The sequence below is a fragment of the Streptomyces sp. NPDC017991 genome (assembly GCF_044328075.1).
Taxonomy (GTDB): domain Bacteria; phylum Actinomycetota; class Actinomycetes; order Streptomycetales; family Streptomycetaceae; genus Streptomyces.
Genome location: NZ_JBIRGP010000009.1, coordinates 22,137 through 39,939, shown reverse-complemented (window position 1 = coordinate 39,939; position 17,803 = coordinate 22,137). Strand labels below are relative to the sequence as shown.

General features: G+C 70.0%; 24 protein-coding genes. 8 read left to right on the top strand and 16 right to left on the bottom strand.

Annotated features, from left to right (window positions below):
• Positions 1–162 precede the first annotated feature (162 nt).
• The 3 genes from ACH4DZ_RS25485 to ACH4DZ_RS25475 are packed head-to-tail and all read right to left on the bottom strand — an operon-like array spanning position 163 to position 2,812.
• Positions 163–1,086 carry a hypothetical protein gene (locus ACH4DZ_RS25485; RefSeq protein WP_398289633.1) on the bottom strand — a complete coding sequence of 308 codons (924 nt, stop codon included), beginning with the start codon at positions 1,084–1,086 and terminating at the stop codon, positions 163–165.
• Positions 1,083–2,075, bottom strand: a complete 993-nt coding sequence (locus ACH4DZ_RS25480) for a hypothetical protein (protein WP_398289632.1) — start codon at positions 2,073–2,075, stop codon at positions 1,083–1,085. Before ACH4DZ_RS25480 ends, ACH4DZ_RS25485 begins: the two co-directional genes overlap by 4 nt.
• A complete protein-coding gene (locus tag ACH4DZ_RS25475; RefSeq protein WP_398289631.1) occupies positions 2,072–2,812 on the bottom strand; it encodes a hypothetical protein in 741 nt (246 codons plus the stop codon). Before ACH4DZ_RS25475 ends, ACH4DZ_RS25480 begins: the two co-directional genes overlap by 4 nt.
• Before the next feature lie 182 nt (positions 2,813–2,994).
• Here ACH4DZ_RS25475 and ACH4DZ_RS25470 point away from each other — a divergent pair, with 182 nt between their 5' ends.
• Complete coding sequence (locus tag ACH4DZ_RS25470; RefSeq protein WP_398289630.1) at positions 2,995–3,357, top strand: DsrE family protein; 363 nt, start codon at positions 2,995–2,997, stop codon at positions 3,355–3,357.
• 22 nt (positions 3,358–3,379) lie between these two features.
• Here the strand turns inward: ACH4DZ_RS25470 and ACH4DZ_RS25465 are convergent, their stop codons facing one another.
• The 8 genes from ACH4DZ_RS25465 to ACH4DZ_RS25430 all read right to left on the bottom strand — a co-directional run bounded on the left by ACH4DZ_RS25465 (position 3,380) and on the right by ACH4DZ_RS25430 (position 9,065).
• Positions 3,380–3,640: a DUF3099 domain-containing protein gene (locus tag ACH4DZ_RS25465; protein WP_398289629.1), complete on the bottom strand. Its 261-nt coding sequence runs from the start codon at positions 3,638–3,640 to the stop codon at positions 3,380–3,382.
• Between the two features lie 126 nt (positions 3,641–3,766).
• Entirely contained in the window at positions 3,767–4,054 is a 288-nt protein-coding gene (locus tag ACH4DZ_RS25460; protein ID WP_055513194.1) for a DUF1416 domain-containing protein, read from the bottom strand.
• Between the two features lie 38 nt (positions 4,055–4,092).
• Positions 4,093–4,938 carry a sulfurtransferase gene (locus ACH4DZ_RS25455; RefSeq protein WP_398289628.1) on the bottom strand — a complete coding sequence of 282 codons (846 nt, stop codon included), beginning with the start codon at positions 4,936–4,938 and terminating at the stop codon, positions 4,093–4,095.
• A gap of 163 nt (positions 4,939–5,101) precedes the next feature.
• Positions 5,102–5,182: an Ms5788A family Cys-rich leader peptide gene (locus ACH4DZ_RS25450; RefSeq protein ID WP_356537092.1), complete on the bottom strand. Its 81-nt coding sequence runs from the start codon at positions 5,180–5,182 to the stop codon at positions 5,102–5,104.
• Between the two features lie 266 nt (positions 5,183–5,448).
• Positions 5,449–6,207, bottom strand: coding sequence for a DUF2993 domain-containing protein (locus tag ACH4DZ_RS25445; protein WP_398289627.1), 759 nt, complete (start codon positions 6,205–6,207; stop codon positions 5,449–5,451).
• A gap of 298 nt (positions 6,208–6,505) precedes the next feature.
• Positions 6,506–7,777 carry a hypothetical protein gene (locus ACH4DZ_RS25440; protein WP_398289626.1) on the bottom strand — a complete coding sequence of 424 codons (1,272 nt, stop codon included), beginning with the start codon at positions 7,775–7,777 and terminating at the stop codon, positions 6,506–6,508.
• 7 nt (positions 7,778–7,784) lie between these two features.
• Entirely contained in the window at positions 7,785–8,039 is a 255-nt protein-coding gene (locus tag ACH4DZ_RS25435; RefSeq protein ID WP_398289625.1) for a MoaD/ThiS family protein, read from the bottom strand.
• Positions 8,040–8,126: 87 nt separating this feature from the next.
• Positions 8,127–9,065, bottom strand: a complete 939-nt coding sequence (locus ACH4DZ_RS25430) for an alpha/beta hydrolase family protein (protein ID WP_398289624.1) — start codon at positions 9,063–9,065, stop codon at positions 8,127–8,129.
• A gap of 198 nt (positions 9,066–9,263) precedes the next feature.
• Here ACH4DZ_RS25430 and ACH4DZ_RS25425 point away from each other — a divergent pair, with 198 nt between their 5' ends.
• From ACH4DZ_RS25425 to ACH4DZ_RS25400, 6 genes are all read left to right on the top strand, one after another.
• The gene (locus ACH4DZ_RS25425) at positions 9,264–10,130 is read left to right on the top strand and encodes a winged-helix domain-containing protein (protein ID WP_398289623.1); all 867 of its coding nucleotides are present in this window, start codon (positions 9,264–9,266) and stop codon (positions 10,128–10,130) included.
• A gap of 23 nt (positions 10,131–10,153) precedes the next feature.
• On the top strand, positions 10,154–11,176 hold the full coding sequence (locus ACH4DZ_RS25420; RefSeq protein WP_398289622.1) for a LacI family DNA-binding transcriptional regulator: 1,023 nt from the start codon (positions 10,154–10,156) through the stop codon (positions 11,174–11,176).
• Positions 11,177–11,370: 194 nt separating this feature from the next.
• Positions 11,371–12,513, top strand: coding sequence for a S1C family serine protease (locus tag ACH4DZ_RS25415; protein WP_398289621.1), 1,143 nt, complete (start codon positions 11,371–11,373; stop codon positions 12,511–12,513).
• A 56-nt stretch (positions 12,514–12,569) separates the two neighbouring features.
• The gene (locus ACH4DZ_RS25410; protein WP_398289620.1) at positions 12,570–12,776 is read left to right on the top strand and encodes a hypothetical protein; all 207 of its coding nucleotides are present in this window, start codon (positions 12,570–12,572) and stop codon (positions 12,774–12,776) included.
• A 98-nt stretch (positions 12,777–12,874) separates the two neighbouring features.
• Positions 12,875–13,606 (top strand): response regulator transcription factor, encoded by a 732-nt coding sequence (locus tag ACH4DZ_RS25405; protein ID WP_398289619.1) that lies wholly within the window; start codon positions 12,875–12,877, stop codon positions 13,604–13,606.
• Positions 13,603–15,060: a sensor histidine kinase gene (locus ACH4DZ_RS25400; protein WP_398289618.1), complete on the top strand. Its 1,458-nt coding sequence runs from the start codon at positions 13,603–13,605 to the stop codon at positions 15,058–15,060. The genes ACH4DZ_RS25405 and ACH4DZ_RS25400 overlap by 4 nt, the downstream gene beginning before the upstream one ends.
• Positions 15,061–15,147: 87 nt before the next feature.
• Here the strand turns inward: ACH4DZ_RS25400 and ACH4DZ_RS25395 are convergent, their stop codons facing one another.
• The 5 genes from ACH4DZ_RS25395 to ACH4DZ_RS25375 all read right to left on the bottom strand — a co-directional run bounded on the left by ACH4DZ_RS25395 (position 15,148) and on the right by ACH4DZ_RS25375 (position 17,223).
• Positions 15,148–15,471: a hypothetical protein gene (locus ACH4DZ_RS25395; protein ID WP_398289617.1), complete on the bottom strand. Its 324-nt coding sequence runs from the start codon at positions 15,469–15,471 to the stop codon at positions 15,148–15,150.
• On the bottom strand, positions 15,468–15,815 hold the full coding sequence (locus ACH4DZ_RS25390) for a DUF6247 family protein (RefSeq protein ID WP_398289616.1): 348 nt from the start codon (positions 15,813–15,815) through the stop codon (positions 15,468–15,470). The genes ACH4DZ_RS25395 and ACH4DZ_RS25390 overlap by 4 nt, the downstream gene beginning before the upstream one ends.
• A gap of 171 nt (positions 15,816–15,986) precedes the next feature.
• Positions 15,987–16,202, bottom strand: coding sequence for a DUF397 domain-containing protein (locus ACH4DZ_RS25385; RefSeq protein WP_398289615.1), 216 nt, complete (start codon positions 16,200–16,202; stop codon positions 15,987–15,989).
• Positions 16,199–16,396: a DUF397 domain-containing protein gene (locus ACH4DZ_RS25380; protein ID WP_398289614.1), complete on the bottom strand. Its 198-nt coding sequence runs from the start codon at positions 16,394–16,396 to the stop codon at positions 16,199–16,201. The genes ACH4DZ_RS25385 and ACH4DZ_RS25380 overlap by 4 nt, the downstream gene beginning before the upstream one ends.
• The gene (locus ACH4DZ_RS25375; RefSeq protein ID WP_398289613.1) at positions 16,390–17,223 is read right to left on the bottom strand and encodes a helix-turn-helix domain-containing protein; all 834 of its coding nucleotides are present in this window, start codon (positions 17,221–17,223) and stop codon (positions 16,390–16,392) included. The genes ACH4DZ_RS25380 and ACH4DZ_RS25375 overlap by 7 nt, the downstream gene beginning before the upstream one ends.
• 255 nt (positions 17,224–17,478) lie before the next feature.
• Between ACH4DZ_RS25375 and ACH4DZ_RS25370 the strand changes: the two genes are divergently transcribed.
• Positions 17,479–17,802, top strand: coding sequence for a hypothetical protein (locus ACH4DZ_RS25370; RefSeq protein ID WP_398289612.1), 324 nt, complete (start codon positions 17,479–17,481; stop codon positions 17,800–17,802).
• Position 17,803: the final 1 nt, after the last annotated feature.

The following is a 17,803-nucleotide window of genomic DNA, read 5'->3' as shown; positions in this document are numbered from 1 at the left end:
GAGCCCGGTGAAGGCGAGGACGCCGACACAGACCAGGATCAGCAGAGCTTCGAAGAAGTACTCAAGCACGGGGTGCTCCTCGGGTGACGCGGTGGTGGGCAGTACAGAGCCGGTCCCCACTCTAGACGGGTGGGGACCGGCTCTCTCTCCGAGGGCCGCCGGTCAGCCCAGCAGCTGGCTCTGCAGGACCACGGTCTGCTGGAACGGGACCGTCCTCGCGGTGCCCTTCCGGGACTGCACGATCACGGCGACGGTGTCGTTCGCCCCGAGGTACGCCTGCCGTACGTGCTCGGTGCCGTAGGGCTTCGCCTCGTCGCCGATGACGCGTTCGACGCCGTCGACCTCGGAGCCGGTCGGGAACCCGTCGTCGTCACCGGCCATCTCCGGGCTCCCGCGCAACTCGTACCGCAGGGTGTCGTACGTGGTGAGCTTGCCGACGAACAGTTCGTCCACGACGACGGCCGTGGAGAACTGCAGCAGGTAGATCCGGGTGCGCGTGCCGTCCTGCGTGGTCCAGCCGCGCGCCGCGATGTGCCGCAGGCCGTTGTCGGTGAGCAACTGTCCGAAGGGCTCCCGGTCGCCCTTGACGTACTCCGCCAGGAAGGTCTTCGTCGGGAGCCAGCCGTCCTCGCCGCGCAGCGCGGTGTCGGCCTTCGCGCCCTTCGGGGCGGGGAGTACGAGTTCGCGCAGGTCGGCGTAGTGGGCGCCGGCCCTGTTCGACTCGTCGGAGGGGCCCGGGCTGCCGGCGGGCAGTGGCGGCCGGCTGATCTCCGGGTAGTCCCAGCGCCCGTCCGACGCGGTCGCCAGGCCGGGTACGTCGGTGCGGTCCATCCGCGTGACGCCGTACGCGGATGCCGTACCGACCGCCGCGAAGACCACGACGGCTGCGGTCCAGCGCAGGGCCGCGCGCAGCACGCGACGGTCCTTCTTCGCCTTGGCCGCGGGCGGAGAGGGAAGCGGGGGTGGCGGCTGGAGGGGGAGCGGAGGGAGAGTGGGCCGGGCCTCGGGAATGGGCGGGGCCTCGGGCGCGGGCGGCGCTTCGGGCGCGGGCCGCGTGGGCGCCTGGTGTTCGATCTGCTCGGTCATACCGCCTCCCCCGGCTCGGCGATGCGGTCGAGTTGCTCGCGCAGGAACACCGCGACCCCCTTGGTGTTCAGTGGCTTGACCCCGTACGCGCTGACGCTGACCATCACGTCGCCCTTGTACGCGGAGCAGACCATCAGGTCGAGCTTCTCGTCGGCGTCCTTCGGCGGCAGGAAGCACTGGGCGTTCTTGTGGCCCTCGATCTTCGGGCCCTTGCGGAAGATCTCCAGTGCGTTGAGGAACTCGCTCTGGAACGTGGCGAGGTCGCGCACGGTCTTCTTGTCCATCTGGGACAGCACGACGTCGACCGTGAAGACCTTGCCGTCGTAGTCGAGGCTGTCGGACGGGCTGATGTAGCTGCGCATCGCCATGCCCTGGATGTGCTGCTTGTCGATCTGCTTCTCCAGGCGCAGCCGCTGGGAGCGGGGCAGGTCGCGGATCGACTGTTTGCGCAGTTCGGTGGCCTGGCGGCCACTGAACTCGGAGTCGGAGCCGAACTCCTCCATGTCCGGGCCGCGGTGGAAGCCGTCGCCGTCCGGGTCGGTCCCGTAGGGCACCAGCAGGGCCGCGAGGCCGGTCTTACCGCCGTCCGCCGCCTGCTTCGGCTGCCCGTCGTCCGCCGTCTTCTTCGGGAAACGCCACACCGGGGCGCCCGCGTCGCGGTCGGCGCCGTCGACGGCCACCGCGGTGAAGCCGACGCCGCCGACGACGGCGGTGAGCAGCGCACCACAGGCGACACCGACGCCGACCCGCCCCCACCGCAAACGCCGAACACGCGGCGCAGGCACCTCCACAGCCGCGACCTCGGGCTCGGACGCGCCCACGGCCTCGGCCATGGTCCGAACGTCGGGCTCGGCCGCGGACGGAGCGGCGGCCTCCGCCCCGGCCTCGCGGCCAGGGTCGGGGGCGGGGTCAGGTGTGGACTCGGGCTCAGCCTCGGGTGCAGGCGCTTGCGCGGGCGCAGGCGGCACCGTGTCGGGGTTCTTGGTCACAGCCGCTCCATCTGCCGCTCGGCCAGGTCCATGATCGCCTTCTTGGGGACCGGCTTCGTGTCGTAGATCCAGACCTCCATGGCGATGTCGCCACGCCAGGCGTGTGCCTGGGCCGAGTACAGCGGCTGGTAGCCCGCCTTCTGCTGGGGCTCGTCATGGACGTACGCCATGCCGTCCCCCGTACCGGGGATGGACCAGCTGTGGTTGGCGCCCAGCTCCTCGGCCCAGTAGCGCTGGCTCTCGGCGTAACCGGCCGCGGCGGGATTCTCCTCCTGGCGGTACTGCACCAGCCGGACCTCGACGGCGCGTGTGCCGCTCTCGCTCCAGCTGGTGACGACCGCCCGCCGGAACTCATCGCTGACGAGATCGCGGAAGACGGTGTCGGGCTCGGTGTACCGGTCCGAGTACTCGGCGAGCGTCAGCCATTCGCCCTCGTCGCCGGTCGTGTAGGCGCCGTCCCGGGCCCCCTTCGGCCGCTCGACCAGCAGCTTGCGCAGGTCCCCCTCGGCCTTCACCCCGCGGTCCTGCCCGGCCGACAGCGGCTCGGGACCCTTGCCCTTCGCCTGCGCGAGGACCGGCTGCGAGAGCGACGGCAGCCTGGTGGGCTCGCGGTCGGCCTGGACCAGGTATCCGACGCAGGTGCCGGTGATCGTCCCGAGCACGGCGGCCGTGGCGATCAGGAGCGTCGTACGTCCGCGCCAGCGCACCCGCGCCACCGCAGGAACCGGCTCCGTCACTTCAGTTACTGCAGTTACTGCAGTAACTGCAGGTGCCCCAGTCACTTCAGGTGCTTCAGGTCTTTCAGGTACTTCCAAGACGTCGTCCCCCACAGAACGCGAAACGCGGATTCCGTATCCGCGCGCACAGGAGACCCATGGCCAATGCTTTGGGTTGCAGAGGAGTTGATTACGATTCGGCCATGGCGAAGAAGCTCGTGATCAAGGTGACGGCAGGGGCCGACGCCCCCGAACGCTGCTCGCAGGCCTTCACGGTGGCGGCGGTCGCCGTGGCCAGCGGGGTGGACGTCTCGCTCTGGCTCACCGGGGAGTCCGCGTGGTTCGCGCTGCCCGGCCGCGCCGCCGAGTTCGAGCTCCCGCACGCGGCCCCGCTGCCCGACCTGCTCGACTCGATCCTGGCCGCCGGCCGTCTCACCCTCTGCACGCAGTGCGCGGCGCGCCGGGACATCTCCGAGAAGGACGTCATCGACGGCGTACGGATCGCGGGCGCGCAGGTCTTCGTGCAGGAGGCCCTGGCCGACGACACCCAGGCGCTCGTCTACTGAACCACTGAGCCCTGCCTAGCGGCTACCGCCGGCGTTTCCTGCCGTCCAGCTCGTCCCACCACTCGTCGGACTTGTCGTCGCCCGAGGGGTCGTCCCACCAGCGGTCGTCGGGGCCCCGCCGGTTGGCCGTCATCGCGGCGAGCGGCGGGATCACCATCGCCACGACGCACATGCCGACGGCCACGGGGACCGACCAGAGCCGCACGACTCCCCAGGCCAGTACGAACAGTCCGATGCACGTCCCCATCATGGCGAAGTAGACGTGCCGCCTTCGCGCATACATATGTCCAGAGTAAGCCGGTTCCGGGCAAGCCGAAGGGCCACACCCCGTACCGGAAAGCGTCCAACCCCCGGGGGTGCGGCCCTTCGGCCGTTCATACGGTGCGAACCGCCGGACGGTTCAAGTGGTTCAGACGGCGATGGCCACTTCGGCCAGACCGCCCGTCTGCGCGACGACCGTACGGTCGGCCGTGCCGCCGGGAACGAGGGCGCGAACGGTCCAGGTGCCCTCGGCCGCGTAGAACCGGAACTGTCCGGTCGCCGAGGTCGGAACCTCGGCGGTGAACTCACCCGTCGAGTCCAGCAGGCGGACATAGCCCACCACCGGCTCGCCGTCCTTGGTCACGTGACCCTGGATGGTGGTCTCACCGGGCTTGATCGTCGAGGCGTCGGGGCCGCCGGCCTTCGCTCCACACATGTTTCGTTTCCGTCCTTGAGTCCTTGTGGCCGTGAGGGTTACTTGTTGGCGCCGAGCTCGATCGGCACACCGACGAGGGAGCCGTACTCGGTCCACGAGCCGTCGTAGTTCTTGACGTTCTCGACGCCGAGCAGCTCGTGCAGCACGAACCAGGTGAGCGCGGAACGCTCACCGATGCGGCAGTACGCGATGGTGTCCTTGGCGAGATCGACCTGCTCGTCGACGTAGAGCTCCTTGAGCTCGTCGTCCGACTTGAAGGTGCCGTCGTCGTTGGCGTTCTTCGACCACGGGATGTTGCGGGCGGACGGGACGTGGCCCGGACGCTGCGACTGCTCCTGCGGCAGGTGGGCCGGCGCGAGCAGCTTGCCGCTGAACTCGTCGGGCGAGCGCACGTCGACCAGGTTCTGCGAACCGATCGCGGAGACCACGTCGTCACGGAAGGCGCGGATCGCGGTGTTCTGCGGCTTGGCCCTGTAGTCGGTCGTGGCGCGCTCGGGGACCTGCGAGCCGTCGACCAGGTCGCGGGAGTCGAGCTCCCACTTCTTGCGGCCGCCGTCGAGGAGCTTGACGTTGTCGTGGCCGTAGAGCTTGAAGTACCAGTAGGCGTAGGACGCGAACCAGTTGTTGTTGCCGCCGTAGAGGACGACCAGGGTGTCGTTCGCGATGCCCTTGCCGGAGAGGAGCTTCTCGAAGCCCTCCTGGTCGACGAAGTCACGGCGGACCGGGTCCTGGAGGTCCTTGGTCCAGTCGATCCGGATGGCGTTCCTGATGTGGTTCTTCTCGTACGCGGACGTGTCCTCGTCGACCTCGACGACGGCCACGTTCGGGTCGTCCAGGTGCTCCTGGACCCAGTCGGCGTCTACCAGGACGTCACTGCGGCTCATGCTCGTTCTCCTCCGGGGCAGTTACGGCGGGGCGGTGCGTCAGTGAGGGGTGCGGCTGCGGTACGCGCTCGGCGGTCGTGACCGCTCGGGCGTACGCGGCGCGGGGGCGGCCCCGACAAGAGAGGTCGAAGGGCCCGGCTCGCGGAAGGACGAAGGCTTCCGCTCAGAAGGTGCGACAGAGCATGGCGGCGACGCGGCACAGGTCTACTGCCCGCCGCTTCGTGAGGTCCGCCTGTTGCGTCATGCCGTCGATCGTAGGGACGGAAAGCCGGACATGTCACCGGCGTGTCGCATGCTGAGACGCGATCGTCCGCGATGTGGGATGCGAGGGGCGCGCGGTCTGCCCCCGCGCGCCCTCTGGGCCTTCACTGCCCACGCGGCCCGTGTCCCGCCGCCCGGGGATCTGCTGTGCGGACGGGTCCGTCTCGCCTTTCGGACGGTCGACGGCGACCCGTACGGCATGGGTACGGCACGGGTACGGCGGCGGTGCGGCAGCGGGTGCCTTGGCTACTACCCGACGAGGCTGACGTCCGAACCCTTGACGTCGATGTCGACGCCCTTGGCGGCCGCCTCGACCTTGTCGAGCTTGATGCCGCCCGGCAGACCGTCGATCTTCTGCTGGAAGTCGGTGATCAGGCGGACCTTGTCCTCGGCGAGCTGCACGCCCAGGTTGGGGAGGGAGTCCGCGTTCACCACGACGTTGTCGCCCTTGACGCTGACCGAGCTGAGCACGGAGACCGGGCGGGGCAGCTTCGTGCCGAGCACGGTGGCCTCCACCTCGACCTTGATCTTGCCGTTGCCGCCGTCGGAGAGGCCGACCACCTGGGCGGTGACCCCGGCAGCGACGTCCACGGGCTCGGCCTTGGCCGCCTTGAGGAGCTCGGCGTACGAGATCGTGGCCGTGCCGGTGGCGGTCGCCGCCTTCGCGGAGCTGTAGTCGCCGGAGAACGCGACGCCCCGCATCTGGGCGGTGAGGTTGTCGATGCGGATCTTGGCGGGCACGTCGGCGTCCGTGCCGTTCGTCGCGCCGCTCGTGTCGGCCTCGTAGTCCTTGATGCCGACCTGCACCTCGTCCAGTTCGCCGCCGACCACCTGGGTGAGGAAGGGGAAGCCCTTGATCGAGACGTCCGGGGTGCTGGACAGGCCCTCGTTGGTCTTCAGGCGGTCCGCCGCCTCGTCCTCGGCGAAGCCGACGGCTACGCGGTCGGCGATGACGAAGAGGCCGCCCAGGACGATGGTCACGATCAGAAGTATTCGCAGTGCTCGCATTGTCTCCGTGTTCCCCCACCTTGGCGGTCTTCTGTGCGCGAGGGTAACCCCGTGGGGTGGTCTGCGGCCGGGGGGACCGATTTGTTGTCGATCACCTGTGACAGGGGGTGGGCGTGATCAGGCGTTTTTCCTCGCCCCCGCCGCCCCTACCCTTCCCGTCACTGCATGGGGGCTGCGCCCCCTCGCCCCCCGTATCGCGCTTCGCGCTCGTCCTCAAACGCCGGACGGGCTGAAAAACCAGCCCGTCCGGCGTTTGAGGACCGGGGGTTCGAGGGCTGGCCCCCGAGTCAGATCAGCGTCAGATCAGCGCGCGGCCCAGCAGATACACCGCCGGGGCCGCCGCGGCGAGCGGCAGTGCGACCCCCGCCGTGAAGTGCACGAACTTCGACGGATAGTCGTAGCTGGCGACCCGGTGCCCGACCAGGGCGCAGAGGCCGGCGCCCGCCCCTAGCACCGCCCCACCCGTGCCGAGATCCGTCAGCCCGCCCAGGGCGACCCCCGCCCCCGCCGCCGCGAGCAACGCCACCACCACCGACGCCGCCGTCGGCAACGGCAGTGCCCGCGCCAGCAGCGCCGCGGCGACCGCCACGCCGCCCACGACCACCGCGTCGGGCTCCGCCGCCAGATACCCCGTGGCGATGATCGCCAGCGCCGCCGAGACGACCGTGGCCATCAGACCGAGCATCCGCTCGTCCGCTCCGGCGTGGCTGCGCAACTGGAGGACCAGGGTCAGCAGGACCCAGACGCCGAGCGTGCCGAGGATCGCGGCGGCGGCGTTCTCCCGCCCGGCCGCGAGCAGGGCCACGTCCGCGGTGAGCGCACCCGCGAAGGCGAGCGCGATGCCCTGCCGTGCGGGCCACATCCCGTTGAGCCGGAACCAGCCCGCCGCGGTCACCGCCTGCAGGATCACCAGCGGTACGACCAGCGCGTACTGCCCGACCGCCGCCGCGCCGGCGAGCAGCAGTCCGAGGACCCCCGTCAGCACGGCCGGCTGTCCGCCGGGCTCGATGATCGGCGAGCGTCCCTCGGCACGGGCGCGCTGGGCGGCGGTGATCCGGGTGTTGCCGGTGACGGTCGCCGGACCGTAGCCGGCCTCGCCGTCGGCGGGCGCGGGCGTGGGCGTGGGCACGGGCGTAGGCACCGGGTTTCCGCCGACCGGAGCCTGCTGACTCGGCATCGGCTGCCCGACCACCCCGTACTGAGCCCCGGCCTGAGTCCCGTACGGCGGCTGGTACGCCCCGTACGGCGCCTCCGCCGGACCCTGTTGCGGCAGATACGCCGTGTCCGCGGCCGGAGCGGCGGGTGCGGCCGGCCGCACGGTGGGCTGGGGCTGGATCTGGGTCTCCCAGGTCTGGCCCTCCCACTGCTGGGTGTACTGCTGCTGCGCGGCGGCCTCGTCGTACTGCTGCTGACCGGGCCACCCGGCCTGCGGCGCCTGCTGCTGGTACGGGTCGTATCCCTCGTAGGGAACCTGACCCTGACCCTGCCCCGGGTCCTGACCCTGTCCCTGGTACGGGCCCTGCCCCTGGTACGGGCCCTCGTAAGGTCCCTCGTACGGCTGATCGCTCATCGTCCCGTCACCCTCCTGCGAACGGCGGGAGCACCTCGACCGTGCCGCCCTCGGCCAGCCGTACCGTCTCATGTCCGCGGGTACCCACGGGATCGCCGTCGATGAGGAACGAGCATCGCCGCAGGACCTGGGCGAGTTCGCCGGAGTGTCGCTCGCGTGCCGCGTCCAGCGCCTGCGCGAGGGTCTCCGCCTCGTACGGCTCCTCGGCGACGCCTGCCGCGGCCTTGGCGGCGGCCCAGTAACGCACTGTGCCCTGTGCCATCTGGTTCCTCGATCTTCGGTCTTCGGTCGGTCTTTGGTCAATCTTTGGTCAGCAGTGGAAGAGAAGCGGGTGGCGGACCCCGTCAGGCTAGCCCGCGTGCGCCGCGGCCCATTCCCCGATGCGGAACAGGAGTTCGTCGTCCGCCGCGTTCTCGGCGTGGCCCATGCCGCGCTCCAGCCACAGGTCCGCGTGGCCGCCGGACGCGGCGGCCAGCATCCGCGGATGGTCCACGGGAAAGTAGCCGTCCTGGTCGCCGTGGACGATCAGGAGGGGCGTGGGGGCGATGAGAGGGACCGATTCCACCGGGGAGGAAGGGACCGGGTCCCATTCACGGTGATAGATACGGGTTCGCAGACCGTAGCGGCCGACCGCGCGGCCCACCGGACGGGTTACCAGCCAGTGCAGGCGCCGCATAGGGGCCGTACCCCGGTAGTACCAGCGGGCGGGTGCACTGACCGAAACCACCGCGTCCGAATGCGCTCCCGTGCGCCCCTCGTGCTCCTGATCGCTCCTGGCGTGCAGAGCCGCGTGCCGGAGCACCACCGAGCCGCCCATGGAGAATCCGACGGTGGCCACCCGGGTGTGACCGAGTTCTCTCGCCCACTCCACCGCCGCCGCCAGGTCGAGCACCTCGCGGTCGCCGACCGTGGAGCGTCCGCCGGAGGCACCGTGCCCGCGGAAGGAGAAGGTGAGCACGGCCGCGTACTGCGCGAAGGCCTTCGCCGCCCGCCGGACGTGCGGGCGTGCCAGGTCGCCCGTGAACCCGTGCGCCACCACGATGACCAGGCCGGTTCCGGGTTCGGTCGCGTCGGGTCCACCGGATGCGCCGGATGTGCCGGACGTGTCCGATGTGTTCTTTCCGGGCTCGTACGCGGCGTCGATCGTCACCCCGTCGGCGGTGCGCAGAAACTTTCTCAGCGCCCCTCGCGAAGCTCCTTCCGAAGCACTTTCCGTACATCCACCCGCCGTCTCAGGTTCTGGACGAATGAAAGATCGCGTCACATGACCTGCCGGACCTTGGCTCATGTGGGCTATTCTCCTGGGCAGAGGACTCGGGCAGCGAAGCCCCCGGGTCCTTTTGCGCTTTCTGGAGCGTTGTATACGAACGCTGTATACGACGTTGAGCAGTGCCGAAAACGTCCTCGCAGGGACCGAGGAGGAACCAGACGTTATGGGCGAGCGAACCGTGCGTGACCGTAGGACGACCCAGGCAGGTGGGGTGCGATGAGTTCTCTGCTGCTCCTTACCAATGCCCTTCAGCCGTCGACGGAGGTGCTTCCCGCCCTCGGCCTGCTGCTGCACAACGTGCGCGTGGCTCCGGCGGAGGGGCCCGCTCTCGTCGACACCCCAGGTGCCGATGTCATTCTCATCGACGGCCGCCGTGACCTCCCGCAGGTCCGCAGCCTCTGTCAGCTGCTGCGCTCCACCGGGCCCGGCTGTCCACTCGTCCTCGTCGTGACGGAGGGCGGCCTCGCGGCCGTCACCGCCGACTGGGGCATCGACGACGTGCTGCTCGACACCGCCGGTCCGGCGGAGGTCGAGGCGCGGCTGCGGCTGGCCATGGGCCGCCAGCAGATCGTCAACGACGACTCCCCCATGGAGATCCGCAACGGCGACCTCTCCGTGGACGAGGCCACCTACAGCGCCAAGCTCAAGGGCCGGGTCCTCGACCTGACCTTCAAGGAGTTCGAGCTCCTGAAGTACCTCGCCCAGCACCCTGGCCGCGTCTTCACCCGCGCCCAGCTGCTGCAGGAGGTCTGGGGCTACGACTACTTCGGCGGTACGCGGACCGTCGACGTGCACGTACGACGGCTGCGCGCGAAGCTCGGCCCCGAGCACGAGTCCTTGATCGGTACCGTCCGGAACGTCGGTTATCGATTCGTTACTCCGGAGAAGGTGGACCGGGCGGCTGGGGGCACCTCCCGGTCGAGCGAAGCCGAGAGTGGGGGAGAGGCGAAGGCCAAGGCCGCACAGCCAAAGCCGGAGGATGCGGACGAGACGGCGCACCTCGACGCGGCCGGTGCCGCGGAGGCCTCGGCGAAGGCCCCGGCGAAGGTGCAGGAAGAAGCCGTACGACCTGCCCCGCGGTAGGTCCATCCGCGTAGACTCCGCGCGTGGCCAAGGTGACTCGGGATGATGTGGCACGACTGGCGGGTACCTCCACCGCCGTCGTCAGCTATGTCATCAACAACGGACCCCGGCCGGTTGCCCCGGCCACGCGCGAGCGTGTACTCGCCGCCATCAAGGAGCTGAGTTACCGCCCGGACCGGGTCGCCCAGGCCATGGCGTCGCGGCGTACCGACCTCATAGGCCTGATCGTGCCGGACGCGCGCCAGCCCTTCTTCGGGGAGATGGCTCACGCGGTCGAACAGGCCGCGTCCGAGCGCGGAAAAATGGTGCTCGTCGGCAACTCCGACTACGTCGGCGAGCGCGAGGTCCACTATCTGCGGGCCTTTCTCGGTATGCGGGTCTCGGGGCTCATCCTCGTCAGCCACGCGCTGAACGATCTGGCCGCCGCCGAGATCGAGGCGTGGGACGCCCGGGTGGTGCTGCTGCACGAGCGGCCCGAGGCGATCGACGACGTCGCGGTCGTCACGGACGACGTGGGCGGGGCGCATCTCGCCACGCAGCACCTCCTTGAGCACGGGTACGAGTACGTGGCCTGTCTCGGCGGTGTCGCGGAGACCCCCACGGTCGGTGACCCGGTCTCCGACCACGTCGAGGGGTGGCGGCGGGCGATGCACGAGGCGGGGCGCTCGACGGAGGGTCGCCTCTTCGAGGCGCTCTACAACCGGTACGACGCGTATCAGGTGGGGCTCCGGCTGCTGGCCGGGCCCGATCGGCCGCCGGCGATCTTCTGTTCCACGGACGACCAGGCGATCGGGTTGCTGCGGGCTGCTCGGGAGCTGCGGATCGATGTGCCGGGGGAGTTGGCTGTCGCCGGGTTCGACGACATCAAGGAAGCGGCGTTGACCGATCCGCCGCTGACCACTATCGCGAGTGATCGGTCCGCGATGGCTCGGGCGGCGGTTGATCTCGTTCTCGATGACGGGCTTCGGGTCGCCGGGGCTCGGCGGGAGCGGTTGAAGTTGTTCCCGTCTTCTTTGGTGGTGCGGCGGTCCTGCGGCTGTGGGTAGCTAGCTCCGCGGGATGGGTCGTCTTTCGGCTGCGGGTGCGTCGTGGCTGGTCGCGCAGTTCCCCGCGCCCCTAAAAGCAGCCGGTCGCGCCCACGCGGCGAAGCCGGCGGCTTTATATCGGGCATACGAGGTTCTGTCGGGCTTCTCAGGGAGCACTCAGGGAGCTCTCATGGTCGGGCGACAGAGTCTTACTCATGACCGAGAGCTTCCGCCGCAGCGGCGAGTACCCCCAGGGCGACCAGCAGCAGTCCGCGTACTCAGGACAGCCGTACGAGCAGTCGCACCAACAGCAGCACGCCTCCTCCGTGAACCCGGAGTGGCCGCCCCCGCCGGCGTACCAGCCGGCTCCGGGCACGGCCCCGACCGCGCAGGGCGGCGCTCCCACCGCTCTCCTCACGGAGCCCGTCTCCTCCGCGCCCGCCGCCCCCCGCAAGCGCGCCAAGGGCCCGCTGGCCCTGCTCGCCGCCGTGGCGATAGCCGCCGCGGCCGTGGGCGGCGGTACCGCGTACGCCTTCCAGGAGCTGACCGGCAACGACACCGCGGCCGGCAGCGCGACCAGCACCAGCGTCGTGACCGCGAGCAAGAAGGGCACGGTCGCCGGGGTGGCCGAGGCGGTCAGCCCGAGCATCGTCGAGATCAGCGCGACCTCGAACGCGGGCTCCTCCACCGGTTCCGGTGTGGTCGTCACGACCGGCGGCGAGATCATCACCAACAACCACGTGATCTCCGGCGCCTCCCAGATCAAGGTGCAGCTGAGCAACGGCAAGTCGTACACCGCGAGCGTCGTCGGCACCGACAGCAAGAAGGACCTCGCGCTGATCAAGCTGGAGGACGCGCCGTCGGGTCTCACCCCCGCGACGCTCGGCGACTCCGACGCCGTCAAGGTCGGCGACGAGGTCGTGGCGATCGGCTCCCCCGAGGGCCTGACCGGCACCGTCACCAGCGGTATCGTCTCCGCGCTCGACCGGGACGTCACCGTCTCCACGGACGAGAGCCAGGGCCAGCAGCAACAGCAGCAGCAGGGCGGCGGCAGTGGTGGCGGCAGCGAGCAGTGGCCGTTCGAGTTCGGCGGCCAGGAGTTCAACGGCGACACCGGTTCGTCCACGACGACGTACAAGGCCCTCCAGACCGACGCGTCCCTCAACCCGGGCAACTCCGGCGGCGCGCTGATCGACATGAACGGCAACATCATCGGCATCAACTCCGCGATGTACTCGGCCGCCACGGACTCCTCGTCCTCGTCGACCGCCGGCAGCGTCGGCCTCGGCTTCGCCATCCCGGTCAACACCGTCAAGGCCGACCTGGCCTCGCTGCGGTCCGGCGGCTCCGACAGCTGAGCCGACCCTGATCCGGCCCCATCCCCGAGCCGCCCGAGCAGACCCCGGAGGTCGTCATGCAGATGCAGATCAAGACCGTGTCCCACACCCTCGCGGGCGCCGGTCCTTCCGACCCGGCCGGGTTCGCCCTGGCCCTCGCGGTGGCCCACGAGCTGCACGCGCCGGCGCCCCGCGCGCCCGAGATGGCCACGGCGAGGGCTCCGCGCGGCTCCGCCCGCCGGGGCGGCGCCGCGGCCCGCACCCGCCGTACCGTACGGGGCTGATCCCCGGCCCCGCGGGCGGCTCTACGAGAACAGCCCTGAAACGTGCGAGGCTGAAAGCGCCCCGACCACGTCCCACCGCACCCGAGGAACTGACCGCGATGAGCCCCGCCGAAGGCGACCGTGAACCCCAGCGCATCCTGATCGTCGACGACGAGCCGGCCGTGCGCGAAGCACTGCAACGCAGTCTCGCCTTCGAGGGGTACGGCACGGAGGTGGCCGTCGACGGCGCGGACGCGCTGGAGAAGTCCATCGCGTACCAGCCCGACCTGGTCGTCCTCGACATCCAGATGCCGCGGATGGACGGCCTGACCGCCGCCCGCCGGATGCGCGGCGCGGGCACGACGACGCCGATCCTCATGCTGACCGCCCGCGACACGGTCGGCGACCGGGTCACCGGGCTCGACGCGGGCGCCGACGACTACCTGGTCAAGCCGTTCGAACTGGACGAGCTGTTCGCGCGGGTACGGGCGCTGCTGCGGCGCAGTTCGTACGCGGCTGCCGCGGTCGGTGTCCCGGCGGACGACGCGCTGACCTTCGGCGACCTGCGCATGGACCTCGCGACCCGTGAGGTCACGCGGGCCGGGCGGCCCGTCGAGCTGACGCGCACGGAGTTCACCCTGCTGGAGATGTTCCTGGCCCATCCGCGCCAGGTCCTCACGCGGGAGCAGATCCTGAAGGCGGTCTGGGGCTTCGACTTCGAGCCGTCGTCCAACTCCCTGGACGTGTACGTGATGTACCTCCGCCGCAAGACGGAGGCGGGCGGCGAGCCGCGTCTCGTGCACACCGTGCGGGGCGTGGGATACGTACTGCGGTCGGGCGGGGCGGAGTGAAGAGGCTCGTACGCCGGTTCACCTCGCTGCCGATCCGGGCCCGGCTGTCGCTCCTGGTGGCGGCGGCGGTGGCGTTCGCGGTGGCGGCGGTGTCGGTGACGTGCTGGTTCATCGTGCAGGGGAAGCTGTACGACGAGGTGGACAGCGACCTGCGCGGCGTCAACAGCCCGGTCGAGATCGGCACCATCAACTCGGTGCTGGGCGACTGCGACTCCTCTCCCTCCCGCCAGAACACCTTCGGCCCGCCGTCCGACTACTACCTCCAGCTGGTCAAGGCGGACGGCACGCCGTGCGCCCTGGACAGGTCGGCGGGCGTGGTGCGGGTCACCGACGACGACACGAAGGTGGCCGAGAACCCCACCTCCGACACCGCGGTGTACCGCAACGGCACCGACAGCGAGGGGAAGCCCGTCCGTGTGCTGACCGTGCCCGTGGTCGTCGCCGGTCCCGGACGGTCGCTGGTCGACAACACCGCGCTGGTCATCGCCTATCCGCTGGAGAGCACCAAGTCCACCCTCGACGAACTGGCTCTGCTGCTCCTCGTCGTCTCCGGCATCGGTGTGGTCGGTGCCGGCGTCGCCGGTCTCGGCGTGGCCCGTGCCGGTCTGCGTCCGGTCGACAAACTCACCGAGGCCGTCGAGCACGTGGCCCGTACCGAGGACCTCTCCGTCCGCATCCCCGTCGAGGAGGAGAGCGAGGACGAGATCGCCCGGCTCTCCCGGTCCTTCAACTCGATGACCGCGTCGCTCGCCAACTCCCGTGAGCTGCAGCAGCAGCTCATCGCGGACGCCGGTCACGAGCTGCGCACCCCCCTCACCTCCCTCCGTACGAACATCGAGCTGCTCACGCGCAGTGAGGAGACGGGCCGGCCCATCCCCCCGGCGGACCGCAAGGCACTGCTCGCGTCGGTGAAGGCGCAGATGACCGAGCTGGCCGCGCTCATCGGCGACCTGCAGACGCTGTCGCGGTCGGACGCGGGAACGCCGGCCGACCGGGTGCAGGTGGTCGCGTTGCAGGACACCGTGGAGTCGGCCCTGCGCCGGGCCCGGCTGCGCGGTCCGGAGCTGACGATCACGGCGGACGTACACCCGTGGTTCGTCCGGGCGGAGCCCACCGCGCTGGAGCGGGCCATCGTCAACATCCTCGACAACGCGGTGAAGTTCAGCCCCGAGGGCGGCGCGATCGACGTCACGCTCAAGGCCGGCGAGCTGACCGTACGGGACCACGGCCCCGGTATCCCCGCCGACGAACTCCCCCACGTCTTCGACCGCTTCTGGCGTTCCCCGAGCGCCCGCGCACTCCCCGGCTCGGGCCTCGGCCTGTCCATCGTGGCCCGTACGGTCCAGCAGTCGGGTGGCGACGTGGCGTTGAGCCCGGCCCCCGGCGGCGGCACGATCGCGACGATCCGCCTGCCGGGCGCCCCGACTCCGCCGCCCATGCCGGACGGCGACTGACCGGGGACTGCCCGGACGTCACCCTGCCCGTGCCGGGCTTGATCAGGGAGTCCTCCTCCCTGATCCCCGGCCCACCCGGCCGAACGTTCACTGCCAGAAGACCTGCTCCACGATAATTTGCGGGTCTTCTGCGCGGGATACGAAGGTGTAGGTGAGCCAGCCGTTTCCATGGTCGAAAAAGAACGTGCGAACGCCCTTTGGCAGGCTGGACCGTGCCGGCTCGACGGCCATGCCTTCAGGCAGATCCGCGCCGGTGTCGATGCCTCGGAAGTAGGGGTCCTTCGCGGTGACCAACTCGGCACGAGCCTCGTCAACCATCTTGCGCACATGCTCGGGCAGCGCATCACGGACGGCGAGGGCATCAAGCCGCCAGTCCATCTGCCAAGGCGGCCCCATGAACTCGTCGGTCACTCGCCGGGCTCCGCCCGCAGAGCTTCGTGCCTGATTCTCGATGCCTCTTCGAGGAGGGCCTTGGCCTCGGCGATGTCAGTGGCCTCAGCCGCCCGCTGTTCCAGGTCGTGCAGGTAGGCATCGAGCTTCGGATCACGTGCGATCGCGAACTCGATCCACCAGCGAGCCATGAACGCGGGCACGGGACCAAGGTCGTACGTGTCCGCGATCGCCCACTTCCAGTGCCTGTCGAAGTCGGGGAGGAGGTGGGGAGCGTCCTCGGCGAGGGCCCTGCGCAGCGCTTTCGGGGTCCGCTCGGGCATGGGGGGGAGCACCGGATCGGGTTCCGCAGCGTGGGCAGCCATGATCGGTGTCCTCCTTCGACGCGTCGTATTCACGACCATAGTCGCGCTCACCGCCCCAGCACGGATTGCGCGCGCACCGGCTCCGCAGCCGTGGGGTCTGTGCTGATGATCTCTGCCATGGCAGCACCCTGGCCCGACCGCCCGCCTCCCCGTCCGCGTTTCCCGCCCGCGTCACTCGCCGGTGTACACACCCACCCCACGCTTGACGCCCCGCGTGAACGCGGACCAGGACTGCACCGAGAAGACGAGCGGCTGGGCTGCCGGGGCCTTGCTGTCGCGCACGGGCACGAGGCCGGGGTGACCGTCAGCCACCTCGACGCAGTTCGTACCTCCCCCGTCGCTGTACGAAGACTTGCGCCAGGCAGCGGTGCTGAGGTCAGGGGTCACGCTGTCGCGCTCACGAACGCCGTCCACGAGTCGGCGCCGAACACGACCACGGGGCCGTCCGGGACCTTGCTGTCGCGGACGGGTACGAGGCCGGGGTGACCGTCGGCCACCTCGACGCAGTTCGTGTCACCCCCGTCGCTGTACGACGACTTGCGCCAGGCAGCACTGTTCAAATCGGGCGTTCGGTTCAACATCTGCACTCCTCCAACAGGCGTTTGATGAACGCCATCGACTCCGCCGGAGTCAGCGCCGCGTCCCTGACCAGATCGTAGGACAAGCGGAAAGCCAGGACCTTGTCCGGATCGTCGATCAGTTCACCGATCCTGTTGCCTTCCACGTACGCAACAGGATCCCCGACCCGCTGCCACATCAAGGTCAGGTGACTGCCCATGAGGTCGTGCACGCCAGCAGTGAAAGGCAGCACCTGCAGCGCGACTGACGGCAGTTCTCCCACTTCGACAAGACGAGACAGTTGGTCCGCCCACACCTGCGCGTCACGAACGGGCCGTCGTAGCGCTCCCTCGTCCAGAATCACACGGACACATGGCGCCGGTTGGCGGTACAGCAATTCCTGCCGCCCCATGCGCGCGGCCACCTGTTCCTCGATGTAGTCGCCGTTGCCAGCCGTTGCCTGAGCGCCAGACAACCCTGACAACACCGCCCGGGCATAGCCCTCGGTCTGCAACAGGCCAGGCACCGCAAGCTGAAACTTCCACATGACGCTCGCCGTCGCCTCCAGCTCCATGAACGCCTTGTACTTGTCCTTGATGACGTCCTTGCGCGCGTCCCGCCACAAGCGAACCAGCAGGTCACCGGACCCGTAGTGAGCGTCCAGGTCCTCCATGACCGCCCGCTTCGAGAGCCGTTCCCCGGTCTCCAGGCGGTACAGGTAGCTCTTGTCGTACGAGGTCTCCGCGGCCAGCTGCGCCAGCGTCTTGCCCGCCTTCTCCCGCAGGAATCGCAGCGTCCGGCCAAGGCCAATTCGCCCTGACTCCCGCTCAACGTCAACGCGTTCGTCCACGTCACCCCTCACCGTTGCCTGGGCGCCCAGACAACGGGCGCACCCTTCCGCAGCGTACGACCGGGCAGTGACGATGGAGACACGAACGGTAATCACCGCTCGTCAACGGCCCTCTGCCCCAAGGAGTTCAGCCATGAGTCGACTCGGTACGAAACTCTGCGAGTTGCTGTTGCGCCTGCTGTTGCCCGCCCGGGGCCGGCATCGAGCGGCACCCGCCGTGCCCGGGTGTCGCTGCGGGCTCACCCCGGCGCACGCGTGAACGCCCCGCTGCGGCTGCTGCCCTGGACGACCCCGGAGGGCAGGCCCTGCTACCTGAGTACCGACAGTGCGCAGAGCAGGCTGTCCCGGCTCGCCGACGATCTGGAGGCGGCACAGCTGGACTCAGGCGAGCAGGTCCGCACCGGCGCAAGAGCCGTGCTCGCCGACAGCGAGGCCGGCGAACACGCCCTGCGCTTCGCGCTCACACGGGCGGTGGAGTGCCTGGGCGACGTGCTCCGCATCGCGGTCAGCCGGGGCGCGCGCATCGGCACCGGCGACGGCCCGGCACCCCGCACGGCCCCCGCCGCCGATCGCCCCTGAG

Excerpts from the sequence above, each read along its gene's own strand:
- ACH4DZ_RS25485 (WP_398289633.1), bottom strand. The coding sequence starts at position 1,086 with ATGACCGAGCAGATCGAACACCAGGCGCCCACGCGGCCCGCGCCCGAA.
- ACH4DZ_RS25470 (WP_398289630.1), top strand. The coding sequence starts at position 2,995 with ATGGCGAAGAAGCTCGTGATCAAGGTGACGGCAGGGGCCGACGCCCCC.
- ACH4DZ_RS25465 (WP_398289629.1), bottom strand. The coding sequence starts at position 3,640 with ATGTATGCGCGAAGGCGGCACGTCTACTTCGCCATGATGGGGACGTGC.
- ACH4DZ_RS25460 (WP_055513194.1), bottom strand. The coding sequence starts at position 4,054 with ATGTGTGGAGCGAAGGCCGGCGGCCCCGACGCCTCGACGATCAAGCCC.
- ACH4DZ_RS25455 (WP_398289628.1), bottom strand. The coding sequence starts at position 4,938 with ATGAGCCGCAGTGACGTCCTGGTAGACGCCGACTGGGTCCAGGAGCAC.
- ACH4DZ_RS25450 (WP_356537092.1), bottom strand. The coding sequence starts at position 5,182 with ATGACGCAACAGGCGGACCTCACGAAGCGGCGGGCAGTAGACCTGTGC.
- ACH4DZ_RS25445 (WP_398289627.1), bottom strand. The coding sequence starts at position 6,207 with ATGCGAGCACTGCGAATACTTCTGATCGTGACCATCGTCCTGGGCGGC.
- ACH4DZ_RS25440 (WP_398289626.1), bottom strand. The coding sequence starts at position 7,777 with ATGAGCGATCAGCCGTACGAGGGACCTTACGAGGGCCCGTACCAGGGG.
- ACH4DZ_RS25435 (WP_398289625.1), bottom strand. The coding sequence starts at position 8,039 with ATGGCACAGGGCACAGTGCGTTACTGGGCCGCCGCCAAGGCCGCGGCA.
- ACH4DZ_RS25430 (WP_398289624.1), bottom strand. The coding sequence starts at position 9,065 with ATGAGCCAAGGTCCGGCAGGTCATGTGACGCGATCTTTCATTCGTCCA.
- ACH4DZ_RS25425 (WP_398289623.1), top strand. The coding sequence starts at position 9,264 with ATGAGTTCTCTGCTGCTCCTTACCAATGCCCTTCAGCCGTCGACGGAG.
- ACH4DZ_RS25415 (WP_398289621.1), top strand. The coding sequence starts at position 11,371 with ATGACCGAGAGCTTCCGCCGCAGCGGCGAGTACCCCCAGGGCGACCAG.
- ACH4DZ_RS25410 (WP_398289620.1), top strand. The coding sequence starts at position 12,570 with ATGCAGATGCAGATCAAGACCGTGTCCCACACCCTCGCGGGCGCCGGT.
- ACH4DZ_RS25405 (WP_398289619.1), top strand. The coding sequence starts at position 12,875 with ATGAGCCCCGCCGAAGGCGACCGTGAACCCCAGCGCATCCTGATCGTC.
- ACH4DZ_RS25390 (WP_398289616.1), bottom strand. The coding sequence starts at position 15,815 with ATGGCTGCCCACGCTGCGGAACCCGATCCGGTGCTCCCCCCCATGCCC.
- ACH4DZ_RS25380 (WP_398289614.1), bottom strand. The coding sequence starts at position 16,396 with ATGTTGAACCGAACGCCCGATTTGAACAGTGCTGCCTGGCGCAAGTCG.